Annotated in this window: 31 protein-coding genes and 1 pseudogene; 23 read left to right on the forward strand and 9 right to left on the reverse strand. The window is 42.0% G+C overall.

The features are described from left to right. The first annotated feature begins 92 nt into the window (after window positions 1-92). The 5 genes from LU297_RS07355 to LU297_RS07375 all read left to right on the forward strand — a co-directional run bounded on the left by LU297_RS07355 (window position 93) and on the right by LU297_RS07375 (window position 4,603). Complete coding sequence (locus LU297_RS07355) at window positions 93-500, forward strand: FKBP-type peptidyl-prolyl cis-trans isomerase (protein ID WP_263075888.1); 408 nt, start codon at window positions 93-95, stop codon at window positions 498-500. A gap of 43 nt (window positions 501-543) precedes the next feature. Continuing rightward, complete coding sequence (locus LU297_RS07360; RefSeq protein WP_263075889.1) at window positions 544-1,611, forward strand: tetratricopeptide repeat protein; 1,068 nt, start codon at window positions 544-546, stop codon at window positions 1,609-1,611. Window positions 1,612-1,660: 49 nt separating this feature from the next. Next, complete coding sequence (locus LU297_RS07365; RefSeq protein WP_263075890.1) at window positions 1,661-1,981, forward strand: DUF4298 domain-containing protein; 321 nt, start codon at window positions 1,661-1,663, stop codon at window positions 1,979-1,981. Continuing rightward, entirely contained in the window at window positions 1,981-2,238 is a 258-nt protein-coding gene (locus LU297_RS07370; protein ID WP_263075891.1) for a YfhL family 4Fe-4S dicluster ferredoxin, read from the forward strand. The genes LU297_RS07365 and LU297_RS07370 overlap by 1 nt, the downstream gene beginning before the upstream one ends. 280 nt (window positions 2,239-2,518) lie before the next feature. Continuing rightward, entirely contained in the window at window positions 2,519-4,603 is a 2,085-nt protein-coding gene (locus tag LU297_RS07375; protein WP_263075892.1) for a TonB-dependent receptor domain-containing protein, read from the forward strand. 199 nt (window positions 4,604-4,802) lie between these two features. Here the strand turns inward: LU297_RS07375 and LU297_RS07380 are convergent, their stop codons facing one another. From LU297_RS07380 to metX, 3 genes are all read right to left on the reverse strand, one after another. Then, window positions 4,803-5,369, reverse strand: a complete 567-nt coding sequence (locus tag LU297_RS07380) for a tetratricopeptide repeat protein (protein WP_263075893.1) — start codon at window positions 5,367-5,369, stop codon at window positions 4,803-4,805. 114 nt (window positions 5,370-5,483) lie between these two features. Beyond that, window positions 5,484-6,104 carry a methionine biosynthesis protein MetW gene (gene metW / locus LU297_RS07385; protein WP_263075894.1) on the reverse strand — a complete coding sequence of 207 codons (621 nt, stop codon included), beginning with the start codon at window positions 6,102-6,104 and terminating at the stop codon, window positions 5,484-5,486. Beyond that, window positions 6,101-7,276, reverse strand: a complete 1,176-nt coding sequence (gene metX, locus LU297_RS07390) for a homoserine O-succinyltransferase MetX (protein WP_263075895.1) — start codon at window positions 7,274-7,276, stop codon at window positions 6,101-6,103. Before metX ends, metW begins: the two co-directional genes overlap by 4 nt. Before the next feature lie 380 nt (window positions 7,277-7,656). On the opposite strand from metX, the gene hemH reads away from it, so the two are divergent. Both hemH and LU297_RS07400 read left to right on the forward strand, forming a co-directional pair. Next, a complete protein-coding gene (hemH, locus tag LU297_RS07395) occupies window positions 7,657-8,628 on the forward strand; it encodes a ferrochelatase (RefSeq protein WP_263075896.1) in 972 nt (323 codons plus the stop codon). A 195-nt stretch (window positions 8,629-8,823) separates the two neighbouring features. Further along, window positions 8,824-9,765 carry an alpha/beta hydrolase gene (locus LU297_RS07400; RefSeq protein ID WP_263075897.1) on the forward strand — a complete coding sequence of 314 codons (942 nt, stop codon included), beginning with the start codon at window positions 8,824-8,826 and terminating at the stop codon, window positions 9,763-9,765. A gap of 73 nt (window positions 9,766-9,838) precedes the next feature. Here LU297_RS07400 and LU297_RS07405 read toward each other — a convergent pair whose 3' ends face one another. Together LU297_RS07405 and LU297_RS07410 are read right to left on the reverse strand one after the other, a co-directional pair. Further along, window positions 9,839-10,378 carry a TetR/AcrR family transcriptional regulator gene (locus LU297_RS07405; protein ID WP_263075898.1) on the reverse strand — a complete coding sequence of 180 codons (540 nt, stop codon included), beginning with the start codon at window positions 10,376-10,378 and terminating at the stop codon, window positions 9,839-9,841. Window positions 10,379-10,519: 141 nt separating this feature from the next. Beyond that, window positions 10,520-11,215, reverse strand: coding sequence for a dihydrofolate reductase family protein (locus LU297_RS07410; RefSeq protein ID WP_263075899.1), 696 nt, complete (start codon window positions 11,213-11,215; stop codon window positions 10,520-10,522). Between the two features lie 173 nt (window positions 11,216-11,388). On the opposite strand from LU297_RS07410, the gene LU297_RS07415 reads away from it, so the two are divergent. After that, window positions 11,389-12,357 (forward strand): NmrA family NAD(P)-binding protein, encoded by a 969-nt coding sequence (locus LU297_RS07415; RefSeq protein WP_263075900.1) that lies wholly within the window; start codon window positions 11,389-11,391, stop codon window positions 12,355-12,357. An 81-nt stretch (window positions 12,358-12,438) separates the two neighbouring features. Here LU297_RS07415 and LU297_RS07420 read toward each other — a convergent pair whose 3' ends face one another. Further along, complete coding sequence (locus tag LU297_RS07420) at window positions 12,439-12,825, reverse strand: Cu(I)-responsive transcriptional regulator (protein WP_034295614.1); 387 nt, start codon at window positions 12,823-12,825, stop codon at window positions 12,439-12,441. Window positions 12,826-12,997: 172 nt separating this feature from the next. Between LU297_RS07420 and LU297_RS07425 the strand changes: the two genes are divergently transcribed. The 4 genes from LU297_RS07425 to LU297_RS07440 all read left to right on the forward strand — a co-directional run bounded on the left by LU297_RS07425 (window position 12,998) and on the right by LU297_RS07440 (window position 14,525). After that, window positions 12,998-13,141, forward strand: coding sequence for a hypothetical protein (locus LU297_RS07425; protein WP_263075901.1), 144 nt, complete (start codon window positions 12,998-13,000; stop codon window positions 13,139-13,141). 91 nt (window positions 13,142-13,232) lie between these two features. Further along, window positions 13,233-13,376, forward strand: coding sequence for a hypothetical protein (locus LU297_RS07430; RefSeq protein ID WP_174521842.1), 144 nt, complete (start codon window positions 13,233-13,235; stop codon window positions 13,374-13,376). Window positions 13,377-13,452: 76 nt separating this feature from the next. Beyond that, window positions 13,453-14,181 (forward strand): CopM family metallochaperone, encoded by a 729-nt coding sequence (gene copM, locus LU297_RS07435; RefSeq protein ID WP_263075902.1) that lies wholly within the window; start codon window positions 13,453-13,455, stop codon window positions 14,179-14,181. A 41-nt stretch (window positions 14,182-14,222) separates the two neighbouring features. Next, complete coding sequence (locus LU297_RS07440) at window positions 14,223-14,525, forward strand: DUF3147 family protein (RefSeq protein WP_490713627.1); 303 nt, start codon at window positions 14,223-14,225, stop codon at window positions 14,523-14,525. 87 nt (window positions 14,526-14,612) lie between these two features. Here the strand turns inward: LU297_RS07440 and LU297_RS07445 are convergent, their stop codons facing one another. After that, window positions 14,613-15,011 (reverse strand): Cd(II)/Pb(II)-responsive transcriptional regulator, encoded by a 399-nt coding sequence (locus LU297_RS07445; RefSeq protein WP_263075904.1) that lies wholly within the window; start codon window positions 15,009-15,011, stop codon window positions 14,613-14,615. A 71-nt stretch (window positions 15,012-15,082) separates the two neighbouring features. On the opposite strand from LU297_RS07445, the gene LU297_RS07450 reads away from it, so the two are divergent. From LU297_RS07450 to LU297_RS07460, 3 genes are all read left to right on the forward strand, one after another. Beyond that, window positions 15,083-15,697, forward strand: a complete 615-nt coding sequence (locus LU297_RS07450) for a cation diffusion facilitator family transporter (RefSeq protein WP_263075905.1) — start codon at window positions 15,083-15,085, stop codon at window positions 15,695-15,697. Between the two features lie 151 nt (window positions 15,698-15,848). Continuing rightward, window positions 15,849-16,292 carry a MarR family transcriptional regulator gene (locus LU297_RS07455; RefSeq protein ID WP_176812284.1) on the forward strand — a complete coding sequence of 148 codons (444 nt, stop codon included), beginning with the start codon at window positions 15,849-15,851 and terminating at the stop codon, window positions 16,290-16,292. Between the two features lie 28 nt (window positions 16,293-16,320). Further along, window positions 16,321-16,653: a DMT family transporter gene (locus LU297_RS07460; RefSeq protein ID WP_176812283.1), complete on the forward strand. Its 333-nt coding sequence runs from the start codon at window positions 16,321-16,323 to the stop codon at window positions 16,651-16,653. Between the two features lie 100 nt (window positions 16,654-16,753). On the opposite strand, the pseudogene tet(H) reads toward LU297_RS07460, so the two are convergent. Then, window positions 16,754-17,954: pseudogene (gene tet(H) / locus LU297_RS07465) on the reverse strand (tetracycline efflux MFS transporter Tet(H)). Window positions 17,955-18,045: 91 nt separating this feature from the next. Here tet(H) and tetR(H) point away from each other — a divergent pair. Continuing rightward, window positions 18,046-18,669, forward strand: a complete 624-nt coding sequence (gene tetR(H), locus LU297_RS07470; protein ID WP_006248868.1) for a tetracycline resistance transcriptional repressor TetR(H) — start codon at window positions 18,046-18,048, stop codon at window positions 18,667-18,669. Window positions 18,670-18,671: 2 nt separating this feature from the next. Here the strand turns inward: tetR(H) and LU297_RS07475 are convergent, their stop codons facing one another. After that, the gene (locus LU297_RS07475; RefSeq protein ID WP_015431532.1) at window positions 18,672-19,235 is read right to left on the reverse strand and encodes a diacylglycerol kinase catalytic domain-containing protein; all 564 of its coding nucleotides are present in this window, start codon (window positions 19,233-19,235) and stop codon (window positions 18,672-18,674) included. A 21-nt stretch (window positions 19,236-19,256) separates the two neighbouring features. Between LU297_RS07475 and LU297_RS07480 the strand changes: the two genes are divergently transcribed. The 7 genes from LU297_RS07480 to LU297_RS07510 all read left to right on the forward strand — a co-directional run bounded on the left by LU297_RS07480 (window position 19,257) and on the right by LU297_RS07510 (window position 24,843). After that, complete coding sequence (locus LU297_RS07480) at window positions 19,257-19,400, forward strand: hypothetical protein (RefSeq protein WP_174521842.1); 144 nt, start codon at window positions 19,257-19,259, stop codon at window positions 19,398-19,400. Window positions 19,401-19,477: 77 nt separating this feature from the next. Beyond that, window positions 19,478-20,197, forward strand: a complete 720-nt coding sequence (gene copM, locus LU297_RS07485) for a CopM family metallochaperone (protein ID WP_263075908.1) — start codon at window positions 19,478-19,480, stop codon at window positions 20,195-20,197. Between the two features lie 159 nt (window positions 20,198-20,356). Next, complete coding sequence (locus tag LU297_RS07490; RefSeq protein ID WP_263075909.1) at window positions 20,357-20,770, forward strand: MarR family winged helix-turn-helix transcriptional regulator; 414 nt, start codon at window positions 20,357-20,359, stop codon at window positions 20,768-20,770. Window positions 20,771-20,880: 110 nt separating this feature from the next. Beyond that, window positions 20,881-21,555, forward strand: a complete 675-nt coding sequence (locus LU297_RS07495; protein ID WP_263075910.1) for a nitroreductase — start codon at window positions 20,881-20,883, stop codon at window positions 21,553-21,555. 36 nt (window positions 21,556-21,591) lie between these two features. After that, complete coding sequence (locus tag LU297_RS07500; RefSeq protein WP_263075911.1) at window positions 21,592-22,494, forward strand: SDR family oxidoreductase; 903 nt, start codon at window positions 21,592-21,594, stop codon at window positions 22,492-22,494. Between the two features lie 18 nt (window positions 22,495-22,512). Next, window positions 22,513-23,637, forward strand: a complete 1,125-nt coding sequence (locus LU297_RS07505; RefSeq protein ID WP_263075912.1) for an NADH-dependent flavin oxidoreductase — start codon at window positions 22,513-22,515, stop codon at window positions 23,635-23,637. Between the two features lie 198 nt (window positions 23,638-23,835). Then, window positions 23,836-24,843, forward strand: coding sequence for an LLM class flavin-dependent oxidoreductase (locus LU297_RS07510; RefSeq protein ID WP_263075913.1), 1,008 nt, complete (start codon window positions 23,836-23,838; stop codon window positions 24,841-24,843). Window positions 24,844-24,870 lie beyond the last annotated feature (27 nt).

The following is a 24,870-nucleotide window of genomic DNA, read 5'->3' on the forward strand; positions in this document are numbered from 1 at the left end:
ATAACAAAATCCATCACAAATCTATCAAATAAGAATAACCCTAAAAACACTTTTTTGTTATACTTGCCAAAAACTTCTTTGAGGATAAACCCATGAATCTTAAAAAATTCTCCACCCTAACGCTATGCATCATTCTAGCCCAAAGCCCTTTGGCTGCTACCGCCTTTACTCATGCACCTGCCCATAGCACCACCTCAGGGCTAAATTACCGCATTATCCAAGACAGTCATGGTAACAAACCCACACTCAATGACGAAGTAGAAATTCGTTTTACTTCTTATAACAGTAAAGGCGAGGTTTTGGAGGGTACATTAAACGGTGTGCCTGTGATTTTGCCCGTCAGCGAAATGTTCACAGGATTAAAAGAAAGCCTGCTTTTAATGCCTGCGGGTGCGACTTATGAATTTGACATTCCTGCTCATTTAGGCTACCAAGAAGAAGGCAAAAGCGGTAGGCAGGCCGCTAAATACCGCATTGAGCTGTTGCGTATCAATCCTTAATAGCCAACAAGCACATTGCGTCATTGTATTGGTTGTATTAATAATGGATACCTTAGAGCAGTTATTCACTCTAGAAAAACAAAACCCCAATGATGATACCTTATTATCACAAATCGCTTTTTATTATCTTTCCAACCCTGATGGCGATAAAGAGTTGGAATATTTTAAAAAGGCTTACCAAATCAATCCAAGCATTAAAAACACTCATAATTATGCCTTTTGGGCGTATTATGAATATGGGGAAGACACATTGGCTTTGAGTTTGTTTCAAGAATTGATAGATAAAAATCCTAAATCGTTTTATCCTTATATGGCGTATGCCAATCTTCTATTTAAGCCATCAGATTATAGCGATACTGCCAATCTGGATAAACTTAGAAATCATTTGGATTTGATAATTGAGCTGTACGAAAAGGCTTTGCAAAAATTTAACCATACCACCAAAAACCATCAATTGGCGTGGATTTATAATAATTTAGCTAATTTTTATTTGGTTAATAATAATTTTGAAAAAGCCAAAAATTATTATCAAATCGCCCTAACAAAACTCAACAATTATCTTAATGATATAAACAATAAACAAATAAAAGAAGCGTGTTGTTTTGTTTTAAAAAATCAATTAAAATTATACATCATTCTTGATGATTTGGAGAATGCCAAAAAGAATTTGGCGTTAATTCAACAATATGAAATTCTTGATAATTTAGACATTGCTTATTTATATACTTTGATAGGCGATTTTAAAACTGCTTACCAAACTCTGAATGGAGAATTTAATTTTCATTTTACTTGGGATTGGCTTTGTTATGCCATTTGGCAAACAGACAAAAAAGTTTGGAAAAATTATCTTAATGCATTGGTTGAAGAAAAGAAATCCATTATCAAAGAATATCAAGATGATTTGGAAAATTGCCAAGATGATGAAAAAGCCGATATTCAAGAAACCATTCAATCTCATCAAGAAGATTTGATTCAAATTAATAACTATTTTGATACACCGCCTACTCCAAAATTATCCGCCAAAGAACAATGTTTGGTAGATTTGCATTATTTCTACAAATGCTGGCTGTTTGGTTGCGAGCATTGTGGCAATTTAGCAGATGACAGTTAATTATGTAATTATGCTATAATAATTGAAATTTCCCCTTTTGGAGTAAAAAATGACCGCCCAAACCCGCATTAACGAAATCCAAGCCGTCTATAAAGAATGGCTTGCCCTCCACGAACGCCTAGAAACCGCCAAACAAGACTTAGCAAAAAGTGCCGAGCTGATGGGCAAATTGGAAGATTTTTATTTTGATGGCGAATGGCGTGAGCTGTACGAGAAGATTGAAAATGGCGAACAGTTTGATTTGACCACCGATGGCGAGTACAGCGTGATGAGCGAAGACACCATCTGGAACGCCATTCATGACCACGACAGTACGCTGTGGGATTTTATGCGGTTTTGCGTCAAGCACTTGGACAAAGCTGGCGAATAATGGCACTAAAAATCACCACCGAATGCATCAACTGCGATATTTGTGAGCCTGAATGTCCCAATGATGCCATTAGCTACGACCAAAAAGGGCAAAAAACCTATGTCATCAACCCAGACCTTTGTACCGAGTGTGTGGGTTTTTATGACGAGCCAACTTGCGATAAGGTTTGCCCCATTGATTGTATCATCAAGGACGAGACACGAATAGAAAGCCCTGATGACTTGCTTGCCAAATATAAGAAAATTTGGAATAAATAAAGCACCATCATTGATTGCCCATACGCTGGCAAGCACACCCCTGATGAGACTCATTGGGGGATTTTTTGTGCGTGAATGGTCCCAAATAGCAATAATTCTTGTTTATTTTTATAAATGCTAGAAATTATCATTTACATGCTTGAAAAATTTTGTTAAAATATTTCTCGTACCTTGCAGAATGTTCCCACTGTAAAGTTTCTTTGAAATTGATGAGGGGTTTATGGCAAGGTTTGTTTGTTATTTGCTAATTTTCCAAAACTGTTCAAAAACAGAGGTAATTATGAAAGGCTGTAAACAACTGCCATTGACTGCGGCTGTGCTTGGTGCATTATTCACCAGTGCTGCATTTGCTCAAACCACCGACACACAGACCGTGGATTTGGGTACGGAAGTGATTAGAATTGACCGTTTGGGTGCTAAGGTTAAGACCAATGTGGTTACGCTACAAGAAAAGGAAGAAAGCACAGCAACAGATTTGCGTGAACTGCTAAAAGATGAGCCAGCCATTGATTTTAGTGGTGGTAATGGCACTTCTCAGTATATCGCCATTCGTGGTATGGGTCAAAACTCAATCGATGTCAAAGTTGATAATGCTTATAGCGATACTCAAATTCTTTACCATCAAGGTCGCCATCAATTAGATCCTGCATTGGTTAAAATTGTCGAAGTGCAAAAAGGTGCTGGCGGTGCATCAGCAGGTATTGGTGCAACCAACGGTGCAATCATTGCTAAGACTGTTGATGCTCACGATCTGCTAAAAGGTTCGGACAAGAATTATGGAGTAAAAGTTGGTGCTGGTTATAGTAGCAACAAAGAAGTTTCAGGCTCTATCAGTGCGTTTGGTAAGACAGATAATTTTGACTTGTTGATTTCTGGCAACTATGTTGACCAAGATAATTATGAGGCAGGCAAAGGTGTTGAGCAAATCACCAGTGCAGCAGATGGTACTCGTGAATACATCAGCCCTGTTGATGGTAGTAAAACTGTACCATACAGTGCTTTGGAAAAAGTGAGCTACCTTGCTAAGGCAGGCGTGAACTTGGGCAACCATCGTTTTGTACTCAGCCACTTTAAGACCAATAACAAAGGTACTCGTAACATTCGTGAAGAGTTTAATGTTTTTGATGGTCAAGACCCACAATATCGTGAATTATCACTAGAAAATACCAATTTGGAATATTCAGCCAAAGATTTGGGCAAATTTGTTAGTGCGATTGATGCTAATGTGTACTTGATGAAAAATACTCGTGAGTCTGCAGATGATGCCAAGAGTGGTTATGCAGGTCGTTTCGCTGGTGATAACAAAACCTCCATTGAGACCAAAGGGGCGAACATCAACTTTGATAGCGAGCCTGTTGATGGCGTACTACTAAAAACTGGTGTCAATTATCGTCATCAAGAAGCATTCCCAAATAAACTAGAAGCAGGCTTGGTTAATCAAGAAAAAACTGACTTGGGTGTCTATGCCGAAGCGATTGGCGAGGTGGGTAATTTCACTTTGACAACTGGTGTCCGTTATGACCACTTCAAAATCACAGCAATGGACGGCAAGGAAGTGTCTGGCAGTTCTGTCAGCCCAAGTGTTGGCGTGATTTGGGAACCTGTTGCTGGTCTAAGCTTTAATGCAGTGCATAACCATGCCACTCGCAGTCCACGCCTATATGATGCCTTGACAGCACATGGTCGCCGTGCGGTAGTGTCTGTGGCGGATAATGCTACGGCTGAGCGTGCCAAGAATACTGAGATTGGCTTTAACTACAACAAAGGCGGTTTCTCGCTAAATGGTAGCTACTTCTGGCAACGCATTGACAATCTACTAAACAGTGCTCCAAATGGCAGACATGCTGAACTAAATGTCAATCAAAACCTAATCGGTAATGTTGGTCATGCTAAAAATAAAGGCTATGAAATCAATGCTGCCTATCGTGCTAATGGTGTAACCGTTCGTGCAGGCGTGGCAGAAAGCAAGCCTGAATATTATAGCGATCGCCCATTTAACAACCGTGAATATGGCAATCGAATCGGTCGCACCTATACCGCAGGTCTTGCCTATCGTTTTGCTCCTGTAAACCTAGAAGTAGGTGCAAACTATCGCCGTGTGGATAAGGTTACAGGCGAAAGTGCTTGGATGGAACATAAAGTCTCAAATCCTCGAGCTCGTGGCGACAACGATTTGAATCTAGTTAAATACGGCTATGATGTGGTTGATTTGTACGCCAACTATAAACCGTTGAACAATGATAAGCTAAACATTAACTTGGCTGTCAATAATGTGGCAGACAAATATTATATCCCACATACCGCTACTTCTGGTTTACCAGCAGCTGGTCGTGAATATCGTGTGGGTGTAAACTTCACTTACTAATCACGATATTAATGTTAAGAAAAACGCTCAGAATGATTCTGGGCGTTTTTTTTTGATTTTATCTTGCATGGATGATTGATTGGGTAGGGCTGACACTCAAAGATGATGCCAGTCAGCCAGCAGCGTGAATAAAAAGCAATGCAGACTCATAAAAAAAGACAGGCATACATACACCTGTCTTATTACTAAGCGAATTTAATCAGTGATTTTGAAACCAGGCGTTGGCACTTTTTTTGGCGGATTCGATTTCGCTAGATGATAGGTTAAGAGCAAGCTGGCTAACTTTGGCTTTGGCACGATGACGCACAGCATCATCAAGCATGCCATCACGAGTTGATAAATCATACCATTTATAAGCATCGACCAGTCGCTGCTGCTGCTCATCAATCATTGCCAATGCGTAGCTGGCACGGTTGTCGCCCAAATTGGCGGCTTTTTCTAGCCATGCACGACCCTGATTCATGTTGGCAGGCACGCCCTCGCCACGCAAGTACATGATGCCCAGATTAAGCTGAGCAGGGGCAATATTGCGTTCGGCAGCACGAGTGTACCAATAGATGGCTTTGTTGGCGTCTTTGGCAACACCTTGTCCTTTTTGTAGGCGTTTTGCTAGGAAAAATTGGGCGTGATGGTCGCCGTTTGATGCCTGATTGGTCAAAGTATTGATGTCCATCATATCAAAGTGAGCACCAGATTGGTGGCTTTGAGCGTGGGCAGTACCGATACCAAGCAAGCTGGTTAATAAAAAATATTTAAAAAATTTCATTTAATTTTTCCATATTAACAAAATTGCCAAACAATCACAAAAGGGTAACATCAGATGCCAAAAAACTCAATGGCAAAACCGTATCGCAAGCGTTACAAAATGTTAGCAAGAGCATCAATCATCTTTGGCGATACGATACACGGCCACATCCGCCAGCAGATTTGGTGAATATTTGACCAATCGTCCCATGAGCGAGCGAGGGTTGGTTGGATTGTCATTATCAAAGATGGCAATGGTGTCCAAAATGCGAATGTTGTTTTCATCGCACAGTCGTTCGAAATCTTTGAAAGTGCATAGATGAATATTTGGGGTGTTGTACCACTGATGAGGCAGGGTTTCACTCATTGGCATGATGCCTTTTAAGCCCAAATAAACACGGTTTTGCCAGTAGGCAAAATTTGGAAAAGTAACAATGCCTTCTTTGGCAACCCTAAGCATATCTAGCAGTAGCGTCTTAGGGTTTTTGACCGCTTGCAAGGCACGAGCCATCACAACAGTATCAAAACTGCCATCTGCAAAACGAGATAAGCCATCGTTTAGGTCTTGTTCGATGATGTTTAAGCCTTTGCCAATGGCTTCGTCAATCTTGCGTTCGTCAATCTCCAAGCCATATCCTGTGATGTTTAGGGTATTTTGTAGATGGGCAAGCAAAGTGCCATCACCACAGCCCAAATCCAGCACACGAGAGTTGGGGGTAATCCATTTTTCGACGAGCTGATGGTCAATATTATTCATAGATGATCCTTATTGGGCAATGGGGCTTGTAAAAAACCTTTGACCGCATTGACATAGCGAGGAATATCAAACAAAAACGAATCATGTCCATGTGGTGCGTCCACATTGACAAAACTGACAGGTTTTTGGTTGGCAATCAAGGCATCAACGATTTCAATGGAGCGTTCGGGACTAAATCGCCAATCGGTCGTGAAAGAGACGATGAGAAATTGGCATTGCGTGCGTTCAAGGGCGATTTTTAGAGCGGTTGCATCATCAAGACCATCATCGGCATAATCTCGTGATGGGTCAAAATAGTCAAGTGCCTTGGTCATCAAAAGATAAGTATTGGCATCAAAATTTTTGCTAAATCGTTCGCCTTGATAGCGTAGATAGCTTTCGACCTGAAATTCAACATCGTAGCCGTACATGAATTTGCCTGATTTTAAGTCTCGTCCAAATTTCTCTTTCATCGCCTCTTCGGTGATGTAGGTGATGTGTCCGACCATGCGAGCCAAAATCAAGCCCCGTCTAGGATAAGTGCCGTGCTGCAAGTACCAACCATCGTGAAAATCTGGGTCGGATAAAATCGATTGACGAGCCACTTCATTAAAAGCGATGTTTTGGGCAGATAATTTGGGTGTGCTGGCGATGATGACGGCTCGTGATAGGCGGTCTGGATAATCTACCGACCATTGCAACGCCTGCATACCGCCCATGGAGCCACCCACGATGGCGTGCCATTTTTTGATGCCCAGACGGTCAGAGAGCATCACTTGGGTATTGACCCAGTCTTTGATGGTGATGAGTGGAAAGTCCGCCCCCCAAATTTTGCCTGTATCAGGATTGATGCTGGTTGGGCCTGTTGAGCCGTGACATGAGCCGATATTATTTAGACAAACCACAAAAAATCGACTGGTGTCAATCGCTTTACCATTGCCAATCAAAGCGTCCCACCAACCTGCTTTGGTGTCGTCTGCTGAGTGATAGCCAGCAGCATGATGAGAGCCAGATAGGGCATGACAAATCAAAATGGCGTTGGATTTGTCTGCATTGAGTGTTCCGTAGGTTTCGATAACCAGCTCAAAAGATGGCAAGACTCGCTCGCATTCTAAGCGTAGTGGTGTCTGAAAATGTAAAGTCTGTGGCGTAACAATGCCCACCGATGATGGGTCTAAATGTGGTGCTGACACAGCATTCCCCTAGTGTGTTATTTTGGCGACCAGTAAAAGTTTGGCTTGGGTTGATTAAAGATGGTCAGGGCTGATGAATTTATCCAAAATTTGCCTGTTTTATCAGATGGATATTGTAGAGCGAAATGCCTTGATTATCAATGGTTTTGGTAATTTTTTTGGCGTCATCTGATGGATGTTCATCAAAGTTTTGGCAAAATGGTGGTGTATTTGCTGGATTTGGGTTGGTTGTTTGATGATATGTTTAGATAAATCAAGAAGTCAGTCAAATTTATCAGATTTTTATACAAAAAAATGCTAAACTAGATGAATTAAAACCATGATGACTGGTTGTCATATCACGAATTAAACAACCAACCGACTAACTGTTTGAAAACATTATGACCAAAAAAACTGCGATTTTATTGATTAATTTAGGCACGCCTGATGCACCCACACCACAAGCGGTCAAAGCCTACCTCAAAGAGTTTTTGAGCGATCAGCGAGTGATTGAAATTCCCAAGCTGATTTGGCAGGTGATTTTACGCTTATTTGTACTAACCACCAGACCCAAGCGAGTGGCTCATGCTTACCAGAGTGTGTGGACAGACGATGGTTCACCGTTGCTGGCGATTTTAAAAGCCCAAGCCCGCTCTTTGCAGGCACATTTGAGCACTCAGGGCGTTGATGTGCCTGTGTATCCTGCCACGACTTATGGCAATCCTTCCATCAAAAATGTCCTGACAGAACTGACCGCTCAGGGCTATGATAATTTTGTTTGCCTGCCACTGTATCCGCAGTATTCAGCGACTTCGACAGCAGCGGCATTTGATAAGATTGCCAAATTTGCGATGGCAAGTCGCAATATGCCGCAGATTCATTTTATCAAAGAGTATCATGACGACCCAATGTACATTGATGCTTTGGCTCAAAGTATTGAGCGTTATTGGCAGGAGCATGGACGAGCAGATAGATTGCTATTTAGCTTTCATGGCATTCCAAAACCATATGCAGATAAAGGCGACCCTTATCCAGAACAATGTCGTACGACAGCGGTGCTGGTGGCGGATAAGCTGGGCTTGATGGCTCATGAATGGGCGATTAGTTTTCAGTCTCGTTTTGGGGCACAAGAATGGCTAAAACCTTACACCGATGAGCTGCTGACCGAATGGGGGCAGGCTGGCGTGTCAGTACAAGTGGCAAGCCCTGCGTTTTCGGCTGATTGCTTGGAGACGCTTGAAGAATTGGCGGTTGAAAACCGAGACAATTTCTTGGAGGCTGGGGGCAAATCTTATGCTTATATTCCTGCATTAAATACCGATGAACTGCATATTGAATTGATGGCAAAACTGATTAAACCGCATTTGTTGTAATATTCACGTCATTCAGACACCGTTTGAGCAGTTTAAACGGTGTTTTTGTTTTTTAAAATGGGAAAAATAATTTTTCAGGTAGCCTGAAAAAACATATTTTCCATTTATAAAAACAAACTTCCAAAAAATCGCTATTCTATTATCAATTTTAAAATTTTATATTACGCTCATCGTCATCCATTCAATGAGCGTAATATGATGAAAACAATCCTAAAATCAACAGCCCTTGCGTTGGCGTTATCTTTATCTTTTGGCAATGTGGCAGCCGCCAAAACGCCCAATCAATCCATCATCAGCCAGCCAGCAAAAGATACCATCAGCCAAATCAAAACCCAAGACGGCTTAAATTTACATTTACAAAAAGACATTCCAAATACCAAGCCCAAAGCGGTGGTGGTGATTTCACACGGTTTGGCAAGCCATTCTGGGGTGTTTGGCGAGTTTGCCAAAACGATGAACCAAAACGACATTGCCGTCTATCGCTTTGACCATCGTGGACACGGCAAATCAGACGGACGAGACAGCATTCACATCAACAGCTATTTTGAAATGGTGGAAGATTTGCGGTTGGTGGTGCAAAAAGCCAAAGCCGAAAATCCCAATACGCCTGTTTTTGTGCTTGGACACAGTATGGGCGGACACATTTCGGCACTCTACGGCACCAAATATCCGCACGATGTGAACGGCTTTATTTTGGCGGCGGCGGTTTTGCGGTATAACCAGATGAATTTTGGGCATTTGCCACGACCTGAAGCCCCAGACAGCTTTGTCAATGGCTTTGAAGTCGCCCACAAAACGCTCAATTTGCCGATTCCTGATATGGGGGCAGGACTGTCGCTCCCGAACGACCCGTTAATGCTGGAAAAATTCTCGGTGTCTTTCCCCAACAGTTTTAAAGACGGCATCAAATATTTAAAAGACAATGACGATAAATTTGTCGCCCCTGTTTTGCTGGTTAGTGGTGATGCGGATTTGTATGTCGTGCCAAAAGATGCCATTGATTTTTATAATGAAACCAATTCGGTGGATAAAAGTTTGCGACTTTATCCCAATATTGGACATATGTTAATGCTGGATAATAATGGCAAAATGATTAGCCAAGATATTGTGAATTGGATTGGCGAGCGAGTGAAATAAATTGGCTAAAAGAAAACACCGTTTAATTTAAAATTAAGCGGTGTTTTTTATTGAAATTTTGCAAAATTAATTTTCAGACAGCCTTAAACATTCCCCCACTTGCCAGCCGATACGCCAAATCCGCCAAGTCATTTTCGCTTTTTGTATCGCTGTTTTCAAAATAACTTTGGGTCAAACGGCACAGTCCAGCACACAAAAATTCTATTGCATACGCTCGCTCGCTCTCACTTAAATGAGCCAAACTCTGACGACAAGACGACAAGCCGTCATACATCAGGCGGTAAAAAATCTGCATTAAACCATTACTCATCAGCATTTTGATTAACTCTTGATTGGCAAACACATATTTGGCATAGCCTGTACAGATTTCACGCAAATCCACCCAATCGTCATCAACAGGCTGATTGGCAAACGGGGCGTTTTGTAGCACATACAAAAGCAGGTTTTCTTTACTTTCAAACAGCTTATAAAAAGTTTGTCGTGATACGCCTGATTGTTCGCAAATCTCACTGATAGAAATATCGGCATAGGCTTTGTTTTTTAACAAAATTTGCATTGTTTCTAGCAGGGTCTGCTTGGATTTTAGGGCGGTGGGGTTGGTGCCTTGATACATTTTTTGTCTCAATTTAAAAAATAAGATTGACATTGTAAATCTTTTTTACAAAAATGGCAAATGGTATTGGGGATTTTTAAAGCAGAAAAGCTAAACACCGTTTAAAGTTGATTTTAAACGGTGTTTTTATCACAAAATCCATTATTTTTGATACGCCAAATACAGCGTTTTATTATCCGCCAAAATGCGATTTTCTTTTAACTTAAATTCAGCAAAATCCAAATTAAAATTCAAATTTTTATTTTCAAAAGCGGTATTTTGTGGACTTAATTCTAAAACAGGGGCGACAATTAAATGAATTTCATCAAGCAAGCCTTGATAGGCAAATGCCCCATTGATTAAACCGCCCCCAGCCAAAACAAGTCTTTGAATATTAAAATATTGGGCTAATTTCTCCAATGCCAAAGTCAAATCCAATTCTTTTTCGCCCACAATCAAATAGGACACGCCAATTTTTCGTAAATGAGCAAGATAGGCTTTGTCCGCTTGTTCGCTGACAAGGCTGATAATATGCCCTTTGGGGCGATTGCCATAGGGCAACACATTGTCTTTCCATAATACTTTGCCAAAGGGGTCAGCACTAATCGCAAAATGCGTGGCGTTGTGATTGGCAATAAAATCGCCTGAAAAATCATCATATTCGCTTGGTAAAACCACATCGCCGTCCGTGCAAGACTGCATTGTTACTCGTCCAGCCAGCCACGCATCTGCATTAAGTGATTGATAAATTTCATCATAATATTGAAAAAGTGTCGCAAAAATAGGGGCATTACCAAACTCGCCCGCAATTTTACCATTTAAAGAAGTGAGCATATGAGCCATTACATAAGGTTTCATTTTTTCGCCTAGTTGATTAGAAAATCTTATTTTATCAAATATTTAGTTTAAGAAATAGTCTTGTATTTTGTCAAAATTTGTGAGTAACAAAAAATCCTTGACATTGTAAATCTTTTCGCCTAAAATAGCAAAACATTGACATTGTCAATTTTTTAATGATTTGGAGCAAATTTATGACAATCAACAAAATTTTAGTACTGGGTGCAACAGGTTTACAAGGCTTTACCGCCACAAAAGAACTTATCAAACAAGGTTTTGCCGTGCGTGGTTTGACTTCATCAGGCAACAACCCCAAAGCTGATGAGCTTGCCAAATTGGGCGTAGAAATGGTGCAGGGCAATTTGTTTGATGCAGACAGCCTGTATCAGGCGATGAATGGCGTGGACGGCGTGCTGTACATTCCTGTCATTCCCAGCATTGATTTAATCCCTGAAATTCAAATCGCCTACAATGTGGTGCAATCTGCCGAGCGTGCTGGTGTGCAATATCTGATTCACACATCAGTGGCACGGGCGGGCAATCACAGTGAATACCACACTTGGGGTAAGGGAATGGACAGCACAATGCGGTCGTATTGGCTTGCCAAAGCAACGGCAAATGAATGGATTAAGGCAAGCGATATTCCCCATTGGACGATTTTAAAACCTGCTTATATGATGGAGGTGTTTTTAGCCCCCAAAGTCGCTGGAATGCACCCCTTATTAAGCGAGGGCAAAATCGTCTCGGCAACCCAAACCGACACCAAGATTGATATGATGAATGTAGAAGACCAAGCCAAACTCATCGCCAAAGCCTTTGCTGACTTTGCTTTGTTTGATAAACAAGAGATTGATTTGGCAGGCGATAGCGTCTCCTTTGGCGAAGTGGCGGATATTTTAAGCGAAATCACAGGCAAAAAAGTAGAAGCCGTTTATCAAACAGGCGATGAACTGCTCGCAAATGAGGTGTACAAAAATGCCTTACAAAAAGCCTTTAGAAACTTTGACCCCGCACTCATCGTCAAAGCCAATTTGGACAGCCAAGAATGGAACAACACCGATGGCTATCAGGTGGATATTGAGCAAGCCAATGCCTTTGGCGTGAAATTGTCGTCATTTCGAGAATGGGCAGAGCGACATAAAGATGAATTTGTGATTGGCTGATTTTTAACACCGTTTGAGCAATTCAAGCGGTGTTTTTGTTTTTAAAATGGGCAAAATAACCTTTTCAGGCAGCCTGAAAACCTATCCCCCAAGCCCCTGTAAAATCGGACATTCTGGCATATCATCGCCACGACAGGCATCACGCCACGCCCCAAGAGCAGTTTTCATTTCTTCCAATTCCTTGATTTTATTTGATAAAAATTCAATGTGCGTATTTGCCAACGCTTTGACTTCACAGCTTTTGCGGTGTGGATTATCTTGCAGTGCCAAAAGCTCGCCAATTTGGGCAAGCGAAAAGCCCACGCCCCTTGCTTTGGCGATGAATTTTAGGCGGATTAGTGTCTCATTATCATAAATGCGATAGCCTGATGATGTGCGTGAAGTGTTTGATAACAAACCCAACTTTTCATAATCACGGATTTGCTTGATGGATAGCCCTGTGGCTTTGGACGCTTGACCGATGTTCATTGTTGCTCCTTGTTTTGGCGTTTGTAAAAAATTGTCAATCCGCAAAAATAATCCTTGACCCTAACGCAAGGTTAGGTTTTATGATACGCTCATCAAAACAAAAAAGCAATGTTTTTAGTGGTTTAAAAACGGTTTTTGTTTTGATAATCAACCTTTAATTTGGAGAATTGTTATGAACGACATCATCAAAAACCCAAACGCCCACTGCGGTTGCCAATCTTGCACAGGGCAAAATTGCAATCCAAAATGCAACTGCCAAAATGGCGAGCTGTGCATTTGTCAAAACTGCACTTGTGGCGATTGTGATTGCAAGTAATTGATTAACTAAAAACATTGGGCGGACTTATGTTTGTCCAATGTTTGCCAAATCCCATTTTGATAATCAACCTTTAATTTGGAGAATTGTTATGAACGACATCATCAAAAACCCAAACGCCCACTGCGGTTGCCAATCTTGCACAGGGCAAAATTGCAATCCAAAATGCAACTGCCAAAATGGCGAGCCGTGCATTTGTCAAAACTGCACTTGTGGCGATTGTGATTGCAAGTAATTGATTAACTAAAAACATTGGGCGGACTTATGTTTGTCCAATGTTTGCCAAATCCCATTTTGACAAGGAGAATCCAATGACATTCATCAAAAACCGTGCCGTACATCTTGTCGCTGCCGCTGTTGTTTTGGCAACTTTAACCGCTTGTGCCGACGGCAAAAACGAAGTACCGACGCACTCGATGGTGGGCGACAATAACTACACCCAAAGCACTCACGACACCACAAACAACCACGCCAATATGAACCACTCTGCTATGGCGATGGACACTCAAAATGCTCCGCCCCATACCCAAGCCTATCTTGCAATGATGAACAAGATGGGCGATGAGATGAGCAAAGCGGGCAATCTTGCCGATGCTGATACCGCTTTTGCCAAAGGTATGATTCCGCACCATATCGGAGCAGTGGAAATGGCAAAAGTACAGCTTGAATATGGTAAAGATGAAACAATGCGAAAGCTTGCCCAAGCGATTATTGATGGACAACAAGCCGAAATTGACTTGATGAATGGCTGGCTGAATGGCAAAGACACGACCACCCAAAACGCCAACGCCCCACACGCCAAAGCCTATGCCTTGGACAATTCACACAGCGAAATGATGACGGCAATTTATGAGACCGACCCTGATGTCGCCTTTGCCAAAGCGATGATTCCCCACCACAAGGGAGCGGTTAATATGGCAAAAGTGCAATTAGAATACGGCAAAGATAAAGCAATGCAGGATTTGGCAAAGCAAATCATCAATGCCCAAGAGCCTGAAATTAAGCTGATGGAAGATTGGCTTAAAGGGCAAGGACGATGAACATTTGACTTAAATACGCCATTACCGCCTTTTTGGTGGTGATGGTGTCAGAAATCGCCAAACGAAGCGATAAATTGGATTCGCTCATCTCATCACTCCCAATAATGACAATGCTGGTTCTATTTTGGTTGTTTGTAGAAAATGCGTCCATTCAAAAAATTGGCAATCACGCTTATTATACTTTTTGGTATGTGCTGGGTAGTTTGCCGTTTTTTGTGATTTTTCCTTACCTTTTGCCCAAACTGGGTTTTGGCTTGGCGATGGGGGTGTCGGTTTTGGCAACGCTTGTGTTTTTTGGCGTGTATGCGTGGGGGCTTGGTAAGGTGGGGATTGTGCTGATTTAACAAAACACCGTTTGAGTTTGTTTTAAAAACAAAACAAGCGGTGTTTTTTATGAGAAATAATTTTCAGGCTGCCTGAAAAATATTCCGCTATTCTTTTTCTTTAATACCTTGAATAATCTGACACTTATCAACCGTTTTATTTTCACAACCCACAAATTGCATTAAAAAAGTTTTAACTTGTTGCAATTGTGTGATTTGTTCGTCCAAATATGCCAAATGTTGCTCGGCAAGTGCATTGACTTCATTGCATTGTTTGGTAGGCGTTTGTTGTAATTGCAACAGTGTTTTGATGTTATTTAAAGAAAAACCGATATTGCGACAGGCTTTGATAAAGCGTAATTGAGCAAGTGTTTGTTCGTCAAATACACGATAGCCATTTTGTTGGTGCGTGGGGCTGATTAAACCTTGTTTTTCATAATAACGAATGGTTTCCAAATGTACGCCTGTTTGTTCACTGGCTTGTTTTATTTTAAAAAATTTTGACATTTTGGCTTGACTCTGTAATGACTACGGAGTTTATAGTATAGCAAATTTCATCTTAAAACAGGAGCAAAAAAATGGCGTGCCAAAATTGTTGTGGTTCAAATCAGCCCATTCATCAATCGCCCAAGTACAAAAAAGCCTTGTGGATTGTCTTGATATTAAATTTATCAATGTTTTTTGTGGAAATTGTGATGGGGGTGAAATCGGGTTCAACTTCGCTGTTGTCGGACAGTTTGGATTTCTTGGGCGACAGTGCCAATTATTTAATAAGTTTGATTGTTTTGCCAATGGCGTTAAGTTACCGAGCCAAAGCATCTATGGTTAAGGGGCTAACGATGGGCGGTTTTGGTTTATTTATTTTAATGACGACCATTTATCGTGTGTTTTATGGGGAAATGCCCAGTTATTCTGAAATGAGCATTGTGGGATTTTTGGCGTTATGGGTCAATGTGTCGGCATTGTTGATATTATTAAAATTTCGTGATGGCGACAGCAATGTCCGCAGTGTGTGGGTGTGTTCCCGAAACGATGCGATTGGTAATGTGGCGGTAATTTTGGCGGGTATGGCAGTTTATTTTTTTCAATCAAAATATCCTGATTTAATTGTGGCGTTTGTTTTGGCATTTTTGGCATTACAAGCCAGTCAAGAAATCATCAAAAGGGCTTGGGCGGAATTAAAAGTCAGCTAATTTAAAACACCGTTTGGATTGATGTTCAAGCGGTGTTTTTATTTTAAAAACTTTCAGACAGCCTGAAAATAACATTTCTTTACAAAAAAAACTTGCATACAGTCTGAAAATTGACTATAATAGTTTCAAGGTCAATTTTCGGACTATTTTTATGACAACTTTTAACCATTCCCCCAATCTGTTGGAACAAATTGGCGATGTTTGCACGCAGGTCAATTTAAGTTATGCAGTTTTTGCCAAAAATCATCAGATGAACGCCAATGAACTTGCCATATTTTATACACTCTGGACGCAAGAACAAGCCACGCAAAAATACATTGCCGACAAATATCATCTTGCCAAACAAACCATTAACAGCTTGTGCAAACGCCTTGAAACGGACGGTTTCATCGCAAGCGATGTCAAAGAAAATAACAAACGAGAAAAAGTCATTTCTTTGACCGATAAAGGCAAAGCGTTTGCCCGCCCGATTATCGCCCCTTTATTAAGGCAGGAAGGGCAAGTGATTGATGAATTTGGCATTGAACGACTTGTATTTTTGCTCAATGAAATGAATGCGTTGCAAAAAATGCTGGCACAGCGTTTGGAAAATTAATTTTTAACTTTTTATTTTGGAGATTTTTATGCATTGGTCTGTTTTTTTGGCGATTGCCATTGTTTGCGAAGTATTTGGCTCTACGATGCTAAAATTATCACAAGGGTTTAGTAAGCCTTTGCCGAGTATTGGTTTTGTGCTGGGTTTTGGCTTGGCGTTTTATTTGCTGTCATTGGCGTTAAAAAGCATTCCTTTGGGAATGGCGTATGCGATTTGGTCTGGCGTGGGCTTGGTTTTGACGGCGATTGTGGGCGTGGTGGTGTTTGGCGAAAAGGTCGATTTTTGGGGAATTGCGAGCATTGGCTTGATTTTGGCAGGTGTGATAATGATGAATACGCTGTCCAAAATGGGTGGGCATTAAAAAAAACACCGCTTGGGGGAAAATTCAAGCGATAAAAATAAAGTCCTATCAACGTTATTAAGAGCGGACAGGACTTTTATGATCTTTATAATTTCTAGTATTAAGGGGTTGAAATAACAGCTTTAGGTGTGTTTTCTTTGGTGAAAATAAGCGGTAATAAGCAACATAGCATAAAGTATTGCCCCCATCAGCCATAACAGACCATCCCAATAAGCGACGCTATAACTATAAATAAAGGCAAATAAAAGGGGACCAATGATCCCGGTAATATTGGTTAGGCTCACCAGAGTACCTTGTAATTTCCCTTGCGCATTATCATCGACAGATTTTGATAAATAACCTTGTAATGCGGGTTGCCCCATACCTCCTGCCGCTAAGCAAATTAATGCTGGTAAGATGACCCAAACGTGGCCTATCCACGCTAATAATAAACAGCCCATCATATCAATAGACATACTGATCATAATGGTGGTTTTTTCGCCCCATTTTTGTGCCAATTTCCCAGCGACAATCGCCTGAAAGAAAATATGTAATACACCCAGAACCGCCAAAGACATACCGATAGAAGTTGTGTTCCAATCAAAACGATATTGTGTAAACAGCACCCAGATGGTGGCAGGAATTTGCCCGATAAGCTGGATAATAAAATAGGTTGCTAACCAAAAGTAGAGGCTTTTCTTAAAAAAAACAGTGACTGTATTTGAGGCAGTTTGGTTTTCAGGTGTCCTATTGGCAACAAGCGCTTCTCTTTTTTGTGTTTCTCGGAAAAAGAGCAAAGAGAGTATTAATAATATCGAGTGTGAAATAGCGGCAAAAATAAATGGCATATGAGCACTGATATCACCTAATAATCCCCCTAGCATTGGGCCGATAATAAGGCCAACACCAAAAGCACCACCTAAGAAACCAAAATAGCGAGTTCGATTTTTAGCGGGAGTCACATCACTCATCGCTGATGCACATACGGCACCTGTTGCGCCTGTGATCCCCGCAATGATGCGCCCAATATAGAGCATCCAAAGTGTGGTTGAGAATGCCATTAAAAGATAGTCGAGTGCCGCGCCTAAAAGGGAAAACAGCAAGATGGGTTTTCTGCCGTATTTATCAGACAGTCGTCCTAGAATAGGAGCAAAAATAACCTGCATGGTAGCATAGAGCGCTAATAGCACACCGTAATGGGTTGCCAGTGAATTTTCACTGACAAATTCATTTAATAGAGTAGGGAGTACTGGCATGATAAGCCCGATACCAATGGCATCTAATACGGTGATCAGCAGTATAATAATAATTGATTTATTCATTGAGATCCTAAAAATCTATCAGTGATAGAGTGGGTGTAATATATCTCTATCAGTGATAGATTGTCAAGGCTATTTTATTTTGAGGTAGGTAATGGCAAAGCTAGATAAAGAACAAGTTATTGATAATGCGTTGATTTTACTTAATGAAGTTGGTATTGAAGGATTAACAACGCGTAAGCTGGCGCAAAAAATAGGTGTGGAACAACCCACATTGTATTGGCATGTAAAAAATAAACGCGCTTTGTTAGATGCATTAGCAGAAACTATTTTGCAAAAGCACCATCATCATGTTTTGCCATTGCCGAATGAAACATGGCAGGACTTTTTGCGAAATAACGCGAAAAGCTTCCGCCAAGCCTTATTAATGTATCGTGATGGTGGCAAAATTCATGCGGGAACACGCCCCTCTGAAAGTCAATTTGAGACATCAGAACAGCAACTACAGTTTTTGTGTGATGCTGGGTTTAGTCTATCTCAAGCCGTGTATGCATTAAGCTCTATTGCGCATTTTACATTAGGCTCCGTACTGGAAACTCAAGAGCATCAAGAAAGCCAAAAAGAGCGTGAAAAAGTAGAGACGGATACTGTTGCCTATCCGCCATTATTAACCCAAGCCGTTGCAATTATGGATAGTGATAATGGTGATGCTGCATTTTTGTTTGTCCTTGATGTGATGATCTCTGGACTTGAAACAGTATTAAAGAGCGCTAAATAAATCTAAATTCGCTGACGCCCTTTTTGGCTAATTAGTTGCCCTTGTATGTCAGCGATACCAATGTGAGCAATACAACCTGCATTAAATTGTAAATAGTCATCTTCGATGCCATCAGAGAAAATTACGCCATTCTCTGGCATCAAAGATCCTAATTGCAGTGGTGAGTCAGGCTCAATAGTGCCAAAAGTCAGTGCAACACCTGTTGTTCTACTTGGAAATGGCTCTCTTACACTAAATTGTAGCTTTCGATCACTCCAGCTAAAGCCTTGTAATAGAGGGTGCGAAGCTTCTCCTGTAATTGCCATCGCACCAGCAAGAATAGATTGAAACCACCCCGTTGATCCCAATCCTGTTGATACAATAATGCCTGATGAAGATTGCACTTCTTCAGCGCCATTCCATTGCAAAATATACTGTGCGGAAGTGTGGCTTTTAGGGCCAATAAATAAGTCATTAACCGCTAATAAGGATTGACCATCATTGGTTGTTGCTTGTGCAAAAGTGACCGTTTTAAATGGCATTTTTTTATTAATGGGTTTAAAAACGGTTTTTGTTTTGATAATCAACCTTTAATTTGGAGAATTGTTATGAACGACATCATCAAAAACCCAAACGCCCACTGCGGTTGCCAATCTTGCACAGGGCAAAATTGCAATCCAAAATGCAACTGCCAAAATGGCGAGCCGTGCATTTGTCAAAACTGCACTTGTGGCGATTGTGATTGCAAGTAATTGATTAGCTAAAAACATTGGGCGGACTTATGTTTGCCCAATGTTTGCCAAATCCCATTTTGATAAGGAAAACTGTAATGAAAATGTTTAAAAACCGTGCCGTACAATTATCTGCCCTTGCCCTTATTTTGGCGACTTTGACCGCTTGTGGTAATGCCAAAAACGATATACCAACGCATTCTAATGCAGGCGATAGCAACTACACCCAAAGCACTCACGACACCACAAACAACCACGCCAATATGAACCACTCTGCTATGGCAATGGACACTCAAAATGCTCCGCCCCATACCCAAGCCTATCTTGCAATGATGAACAAGATGGGCGATGAGATGAGCAAAGCGGGCAATCTTGCCGATGCTGATACCGCTTTTGCCAAAGGTATGATTCCGCACCATATCGGAGCAGTGGAAATGGCAAAAGTACAGCTTGAATATGGTAAAGATGAAACAATGCGAAAGCTTGCCCAAGCGATTATTGATGGACAACAAGCCGAAATTGACTTGATGAATGGCTGGCTGAATGGCAAAGACACGACCACCCAAAACGCCAACGCCCCACACGCCAAAGCCTATGCCTTGGACAATTCACACAGCGAAATGATGACGGCAATTTATGAGACCGACCCTGATGTCGCCTTTGCCAAAGCGATGATTCCCCACCACAAGGGAGCGGTTAATATGGCAAAAGTGCAATTAGAATACGGCAAAGATAAAGCAATGCAGGATTTGGCAAAGCAAATCATCAATGCCCAAGAGCCTGAAATTAAGCTGATGCAAGACTGGCTAAAACAGTAGGGGCAATAAGGCAAAAGCACCGTTTTTAAAATAAAAGCGGTGTTTTTTATTGGCAAAATGATTTTCAGGCTGCCTGAAAAAAATATTCCCCACAAATATATTTTAAACAATTTAATTTTAAGCTAAAATAGTCGCACTTTTTCCAAACGAGTTTGCCCAATGTACGAACAATTACGCCTATCCAACCAAATCTGCTTTCCGCTTTATGCCATTGCCAAAGAAATCGTCCGCAAATATTCGCCCTTTTTGGACGAATTGGATTTGACCTATCCGCAATACTTGGTAATGCTGGTGCTGTGGGAATTTGGCGAGCAAAGCGTGGGCGAGATTGGCGACAAATTGCACCTTGATAGCGGTACTTTAACCCCACTTTTAAAACGCTTACAAAGCAAAGACTTAATCGCCCGAACAAGAAGTCAAACAGATGAACGCACCGTCATCATCACGCTGACCAATCAAGGGCGAGCGTTGGAACATCAGGCGGTCAATATCCCCAATCAAGTGGCGGATTGCTTAAATTTAACGGCTGATGAAGTGGCGGTCTTACAAAAAATTGCCATTCAGTTAAAGTAAAATGGCGTTTCCATTTTTGAAAATCAGCTTTCCAAAAATGAACATTGCACACAATTTAATTTTAAACTATAATAATTTCATCAATCAATCATCAAGCGGAGTAATCCAAAATGTTAGACTTTGAAACCACGGTTCGCACCCGTCAATCCATTCGCAAATTTTTGCCCACGCCAATGACCGAAAGCCAAATTCAAGCCATTTTGGCGGACGCTCAACACGCCCCGTCCGCGTGCAATACCCAGCCTTGGCTGGTACATATTGCGTCTGGCGAAACTTTGGAGCGTTTAAAGGCTCGTTTTCAAAAGACTTTTAACGCAGGTCGCAACGATGCCGATTTTGAGTTTAACCAAGAAAAATACAAGGGCGATTACGAACCGCGTTGGCGTAACCAATACAGCCACGTTTTCACCACTTGCTACGGCATTGCCCGCGAAGACAAAGCGGGTCGCCAAGTGGTCTATGACGACAACATCATCGGCTACGGGGCTCCGCATATGGCGTTTTTGTTTATGCCCGCGATTGACGGACACGATGTCAATATCGCCAGCGATGTCGGTATGTATTCGCAAACTTTTTTGCTGTCCTTGACGGCTCGTGGCTTTGGTGGCATTCCCCAGCTTGCCCTTGCGATGTTTGCCAATGATGTGCGTGAAGAATTGGGCATTTCGGACGATTACAAATTGTTGCACGGCATTGCCTTTGGCTATCCTGACTGGGACGCAATGCAAAACAAACACCATTTGGGGCGTGTGCCTGTGGCGGAGAGTGCCAAGTTACATTGGTAATAAGTGCATTGGTAATTTTATTTTAAAGAGAAAAATATGAACATTCAAAAACCAACCGTGCTTGTGCTGGGTGCGACAGGCACAATCGGCAAACAAGTCGTCAGAGAATTAGAAGCAAACGGAACGGTCAATGTCCGCATTCCTTCCCGCAATTTGGATACAGTCGCCAAACTGAAAAGTGAAGGTAAAGATGCGGTCTATCTGGATTTGGACAAACCGCAGACTTTCGCCCTTGCTTTGGCAGGTGTGGAGCGGGTGTTTCTGTTAACAGGCTATACGGTGGCAATGCTCGCCCAAAGCAAAACTTTGGTAGATGCCGCCAAAAAAGCAGGGGTTAAGCACATCGTCCATATCGGTATTTTTGCCGAATGGGATTGCACCAGCACGCATTTTACTTGGCATCAACTGATTGAAACCTACATTGAAGCCAGTGGCATTGCTTGGACACACATTCACCCCAATATGTTTATGGAAGCCATTACAGGGCTTTATATGCCAAAAAATTTGAGCTACACCACTTATTTTGATGACCGCCGAATTGGACTGGTCGCATCAAGCGATATTGCGGCAGTCAGTGCCAAAGTATTGATTGACGGACAAGACAAGCACGCAGGGCAAAATTATTGGTTAAGTGTAGAAAGTTATAATGGCAAAGAAATTGTGGCAATGATGAATGAAATCACAGGGTTAAATATCACATTGGAACACAAAAACCTTGATGATTTTCGTGCGATGATTGATGTGCCTGATTTTCCGATTGAAAGCCAGTACGCCCGTGCCAATATAGAATTTGTTACGCAAGTGCTGGATAACCGTTTGGGAAGTATCGGGGCAATTCGCAATGACATTCCTTATGTGCTTGGTCGTCCTGCCAAAACCTTGCGTGAACATTTGCTAGAACACAAAGATGCGATTATCCAATCGGCAACACAATCATAATTTTTAAAAGGCTTAACAATGAGCAATTTATTTACCCCTTTGACGCTAAATAATGGCGTAACAATCAAAAACCGCCTTGTGGTTGCCCCGATGACCCATTTGGGTTCCAATCCTGACGGCACGCTGGGCGAGCAAGAACGCACCTTTATTTCAAATCGTGGCGAAAATATGGGAATGTTTATCACGGCGGCGACTTTGGTGGCGGACAGTGGTAAGGCGTTTTTTGGTCAGCCGTCTGCCCTTGATGAGACGCATTTGGCAAGCCTAACAGAGACAGCAAAAATCCTTACAAATCAAGGCACAAAAGCCATTTTGCAAATTCATCACGGTGGCATTCACGCCATTAAAGATTTAAACGGCAAAGACAAAATTTCAGCCAGCCCACACGATGAAAGTGGCACACGAGAAGCAAGCGTAGCAGAAATTCACGAGTTAATTCAAGCATTTGCCAACGCAACCGATTTGGCAATCCGTGCAGGCTTTGACGGGGTAGAAATTCACGGGGCGAACGCCTATCTCATTCAACAATTTTTCTCACGCGAATTTAATCATCGCACCGATGAATGGGGCGGCAACCTTGAAAATCGCTTGCGTTTTCCTTTGGCGATTGTTGATGCGGTGTGTGCGGTGCGTGAAAAACACGGCAAATCCGACTTTATCATTGGCTATCGTTTTTCGCCCGAAGAGGCTGGCGACAAGGGTCTGACAATGGCAGATACCTTTGATTTAATTGATAATTTGGTGGATAAACCGCTCCAATATTTGCACATTTCGCTGTGGGATTTTTATAACAAAGCACGGCGTGGGGCAGATGAAACCAAAACCCGCATTGAGCAAATTCACGCTCGCATTGGCGGAAAATTGCCTTTGATTGGCGTGGGTAATTTGCTGACAGGCGAAGCGATTGAACAGGCGTTTGCCACAGGATTTTGTGAGTTGTTGGCACTTGGCAAGGCGGTAATGTTAAACCCAAACATCGCCACTTTGCTCCAAGAACAACGCTATGGCGACATTGAAAGTGAATTTGACCCTGAGCGCGCCGACCATTACGGCTATCCTGATTTGCTTTGGCAATATAATTGCGATGGCGGAAATTGGTTGCCCCCTGTCAAAGGCAAACCGCATACGCCTTTGAATGTGTGATAAATCATAAAATGCCGTTTGGGTTTTTAATTCAAGCGGTGTTTTTTACTTTTTGCTGCCCGCTATGCTTTTCAGGCAGCTTTGTAAAATCCCTATTATCATTTTTAATAATAAGCACTTATCAAAATAATCCATTTTTTATCATATCATCAATCTGTTACACTATTGGCGTATGAAATGAAGATATTAGGATAAACGATGTCCCACACCATTAAAACCCCCACACTTTCCGCCCTAAACCTTGCCCCAATGCGTCAAGGACAAACCGCCAAAGATGCCATTGACGCTATGGTGCGATTGGCTCAACATTTAGAAATACTTGATTTTAAACGATTTTGGATTGCCGAACACCACAATATGCCCCATTTGGCAAGTTCTGCCACACAAATTCTCATCGCCCACACGCTTTCACAAACACAAAAAATCCGTGTTGGTAGCGGTGGCGTAATGCTCCCCAACCACAGCCCTTTGCAAGTTGCCGAACAGTACGGCACGCTTAAAACCTTGTATGGCGACAGGGTGGATTTGGGGCTTGGGCGAGCCCCTGGCACCGACCCAATGACCGCCCTTGCCCTACGGAGAGGCAGGCGAGATGTGTCTGATGAATTTGCCAGCGACATCAGTGAACTGCAACGCTACTTTGGCGATGACAGCGTACAAGGGCAAGTCAAAGCCTATCCTGCGATGGGTTTAAATATGCCTTTGTATATTTTGGGGTCAAGCGTTGAGAGTGCGTATTTGGCAGGGCGACTTGGCTTGCCTTATGCCTTTGCTGCCCATTTTGCCCCTAGAATGCTGGATATGGCGGTAGAGATTTATCGCCAAGAATTTAAACCGTCTGCTGTGTTAGATGCCCCTTATATGATGGTCTGTGTCAATGCGGTGGTGGCGGATACAGACGATGAAGCCCACTTTTTGCAAACAAGCCTTCAACAGCTCTTTTGGGATTTGGTGCGTGGCACCTCTCGTGGCGTGTGTCCGCCTGTGCCTGATATGGACGCTTTGTGGTCGCCTAGCGAAAAACAGGCGGCAATGGCAATGCTGGCTGGCTCATTTGTGGGCGATAAGGCAAGTGTTAAACAACAACTAACCCATTTTCAAAATAAACTCAATGTTGATGAGCTGATTTTAACCAATTATATTTTTGATGAAGACAAACAGCATTATGCTTATCAGTTGTTTAAAGAAATGGTTGATGAGTTGTAAGTGAAATAAAACACCGCTTGTCAGCAT

This window comes from Moraxella nasicaprae (assembly GCF_025643275.1).
GTDB lineage: Bacteria > Pseudomonadota > Gammaproteobacteria > Pseudomonadales > Moraxellaceae > Moraxella > Moraxella nasicaprae.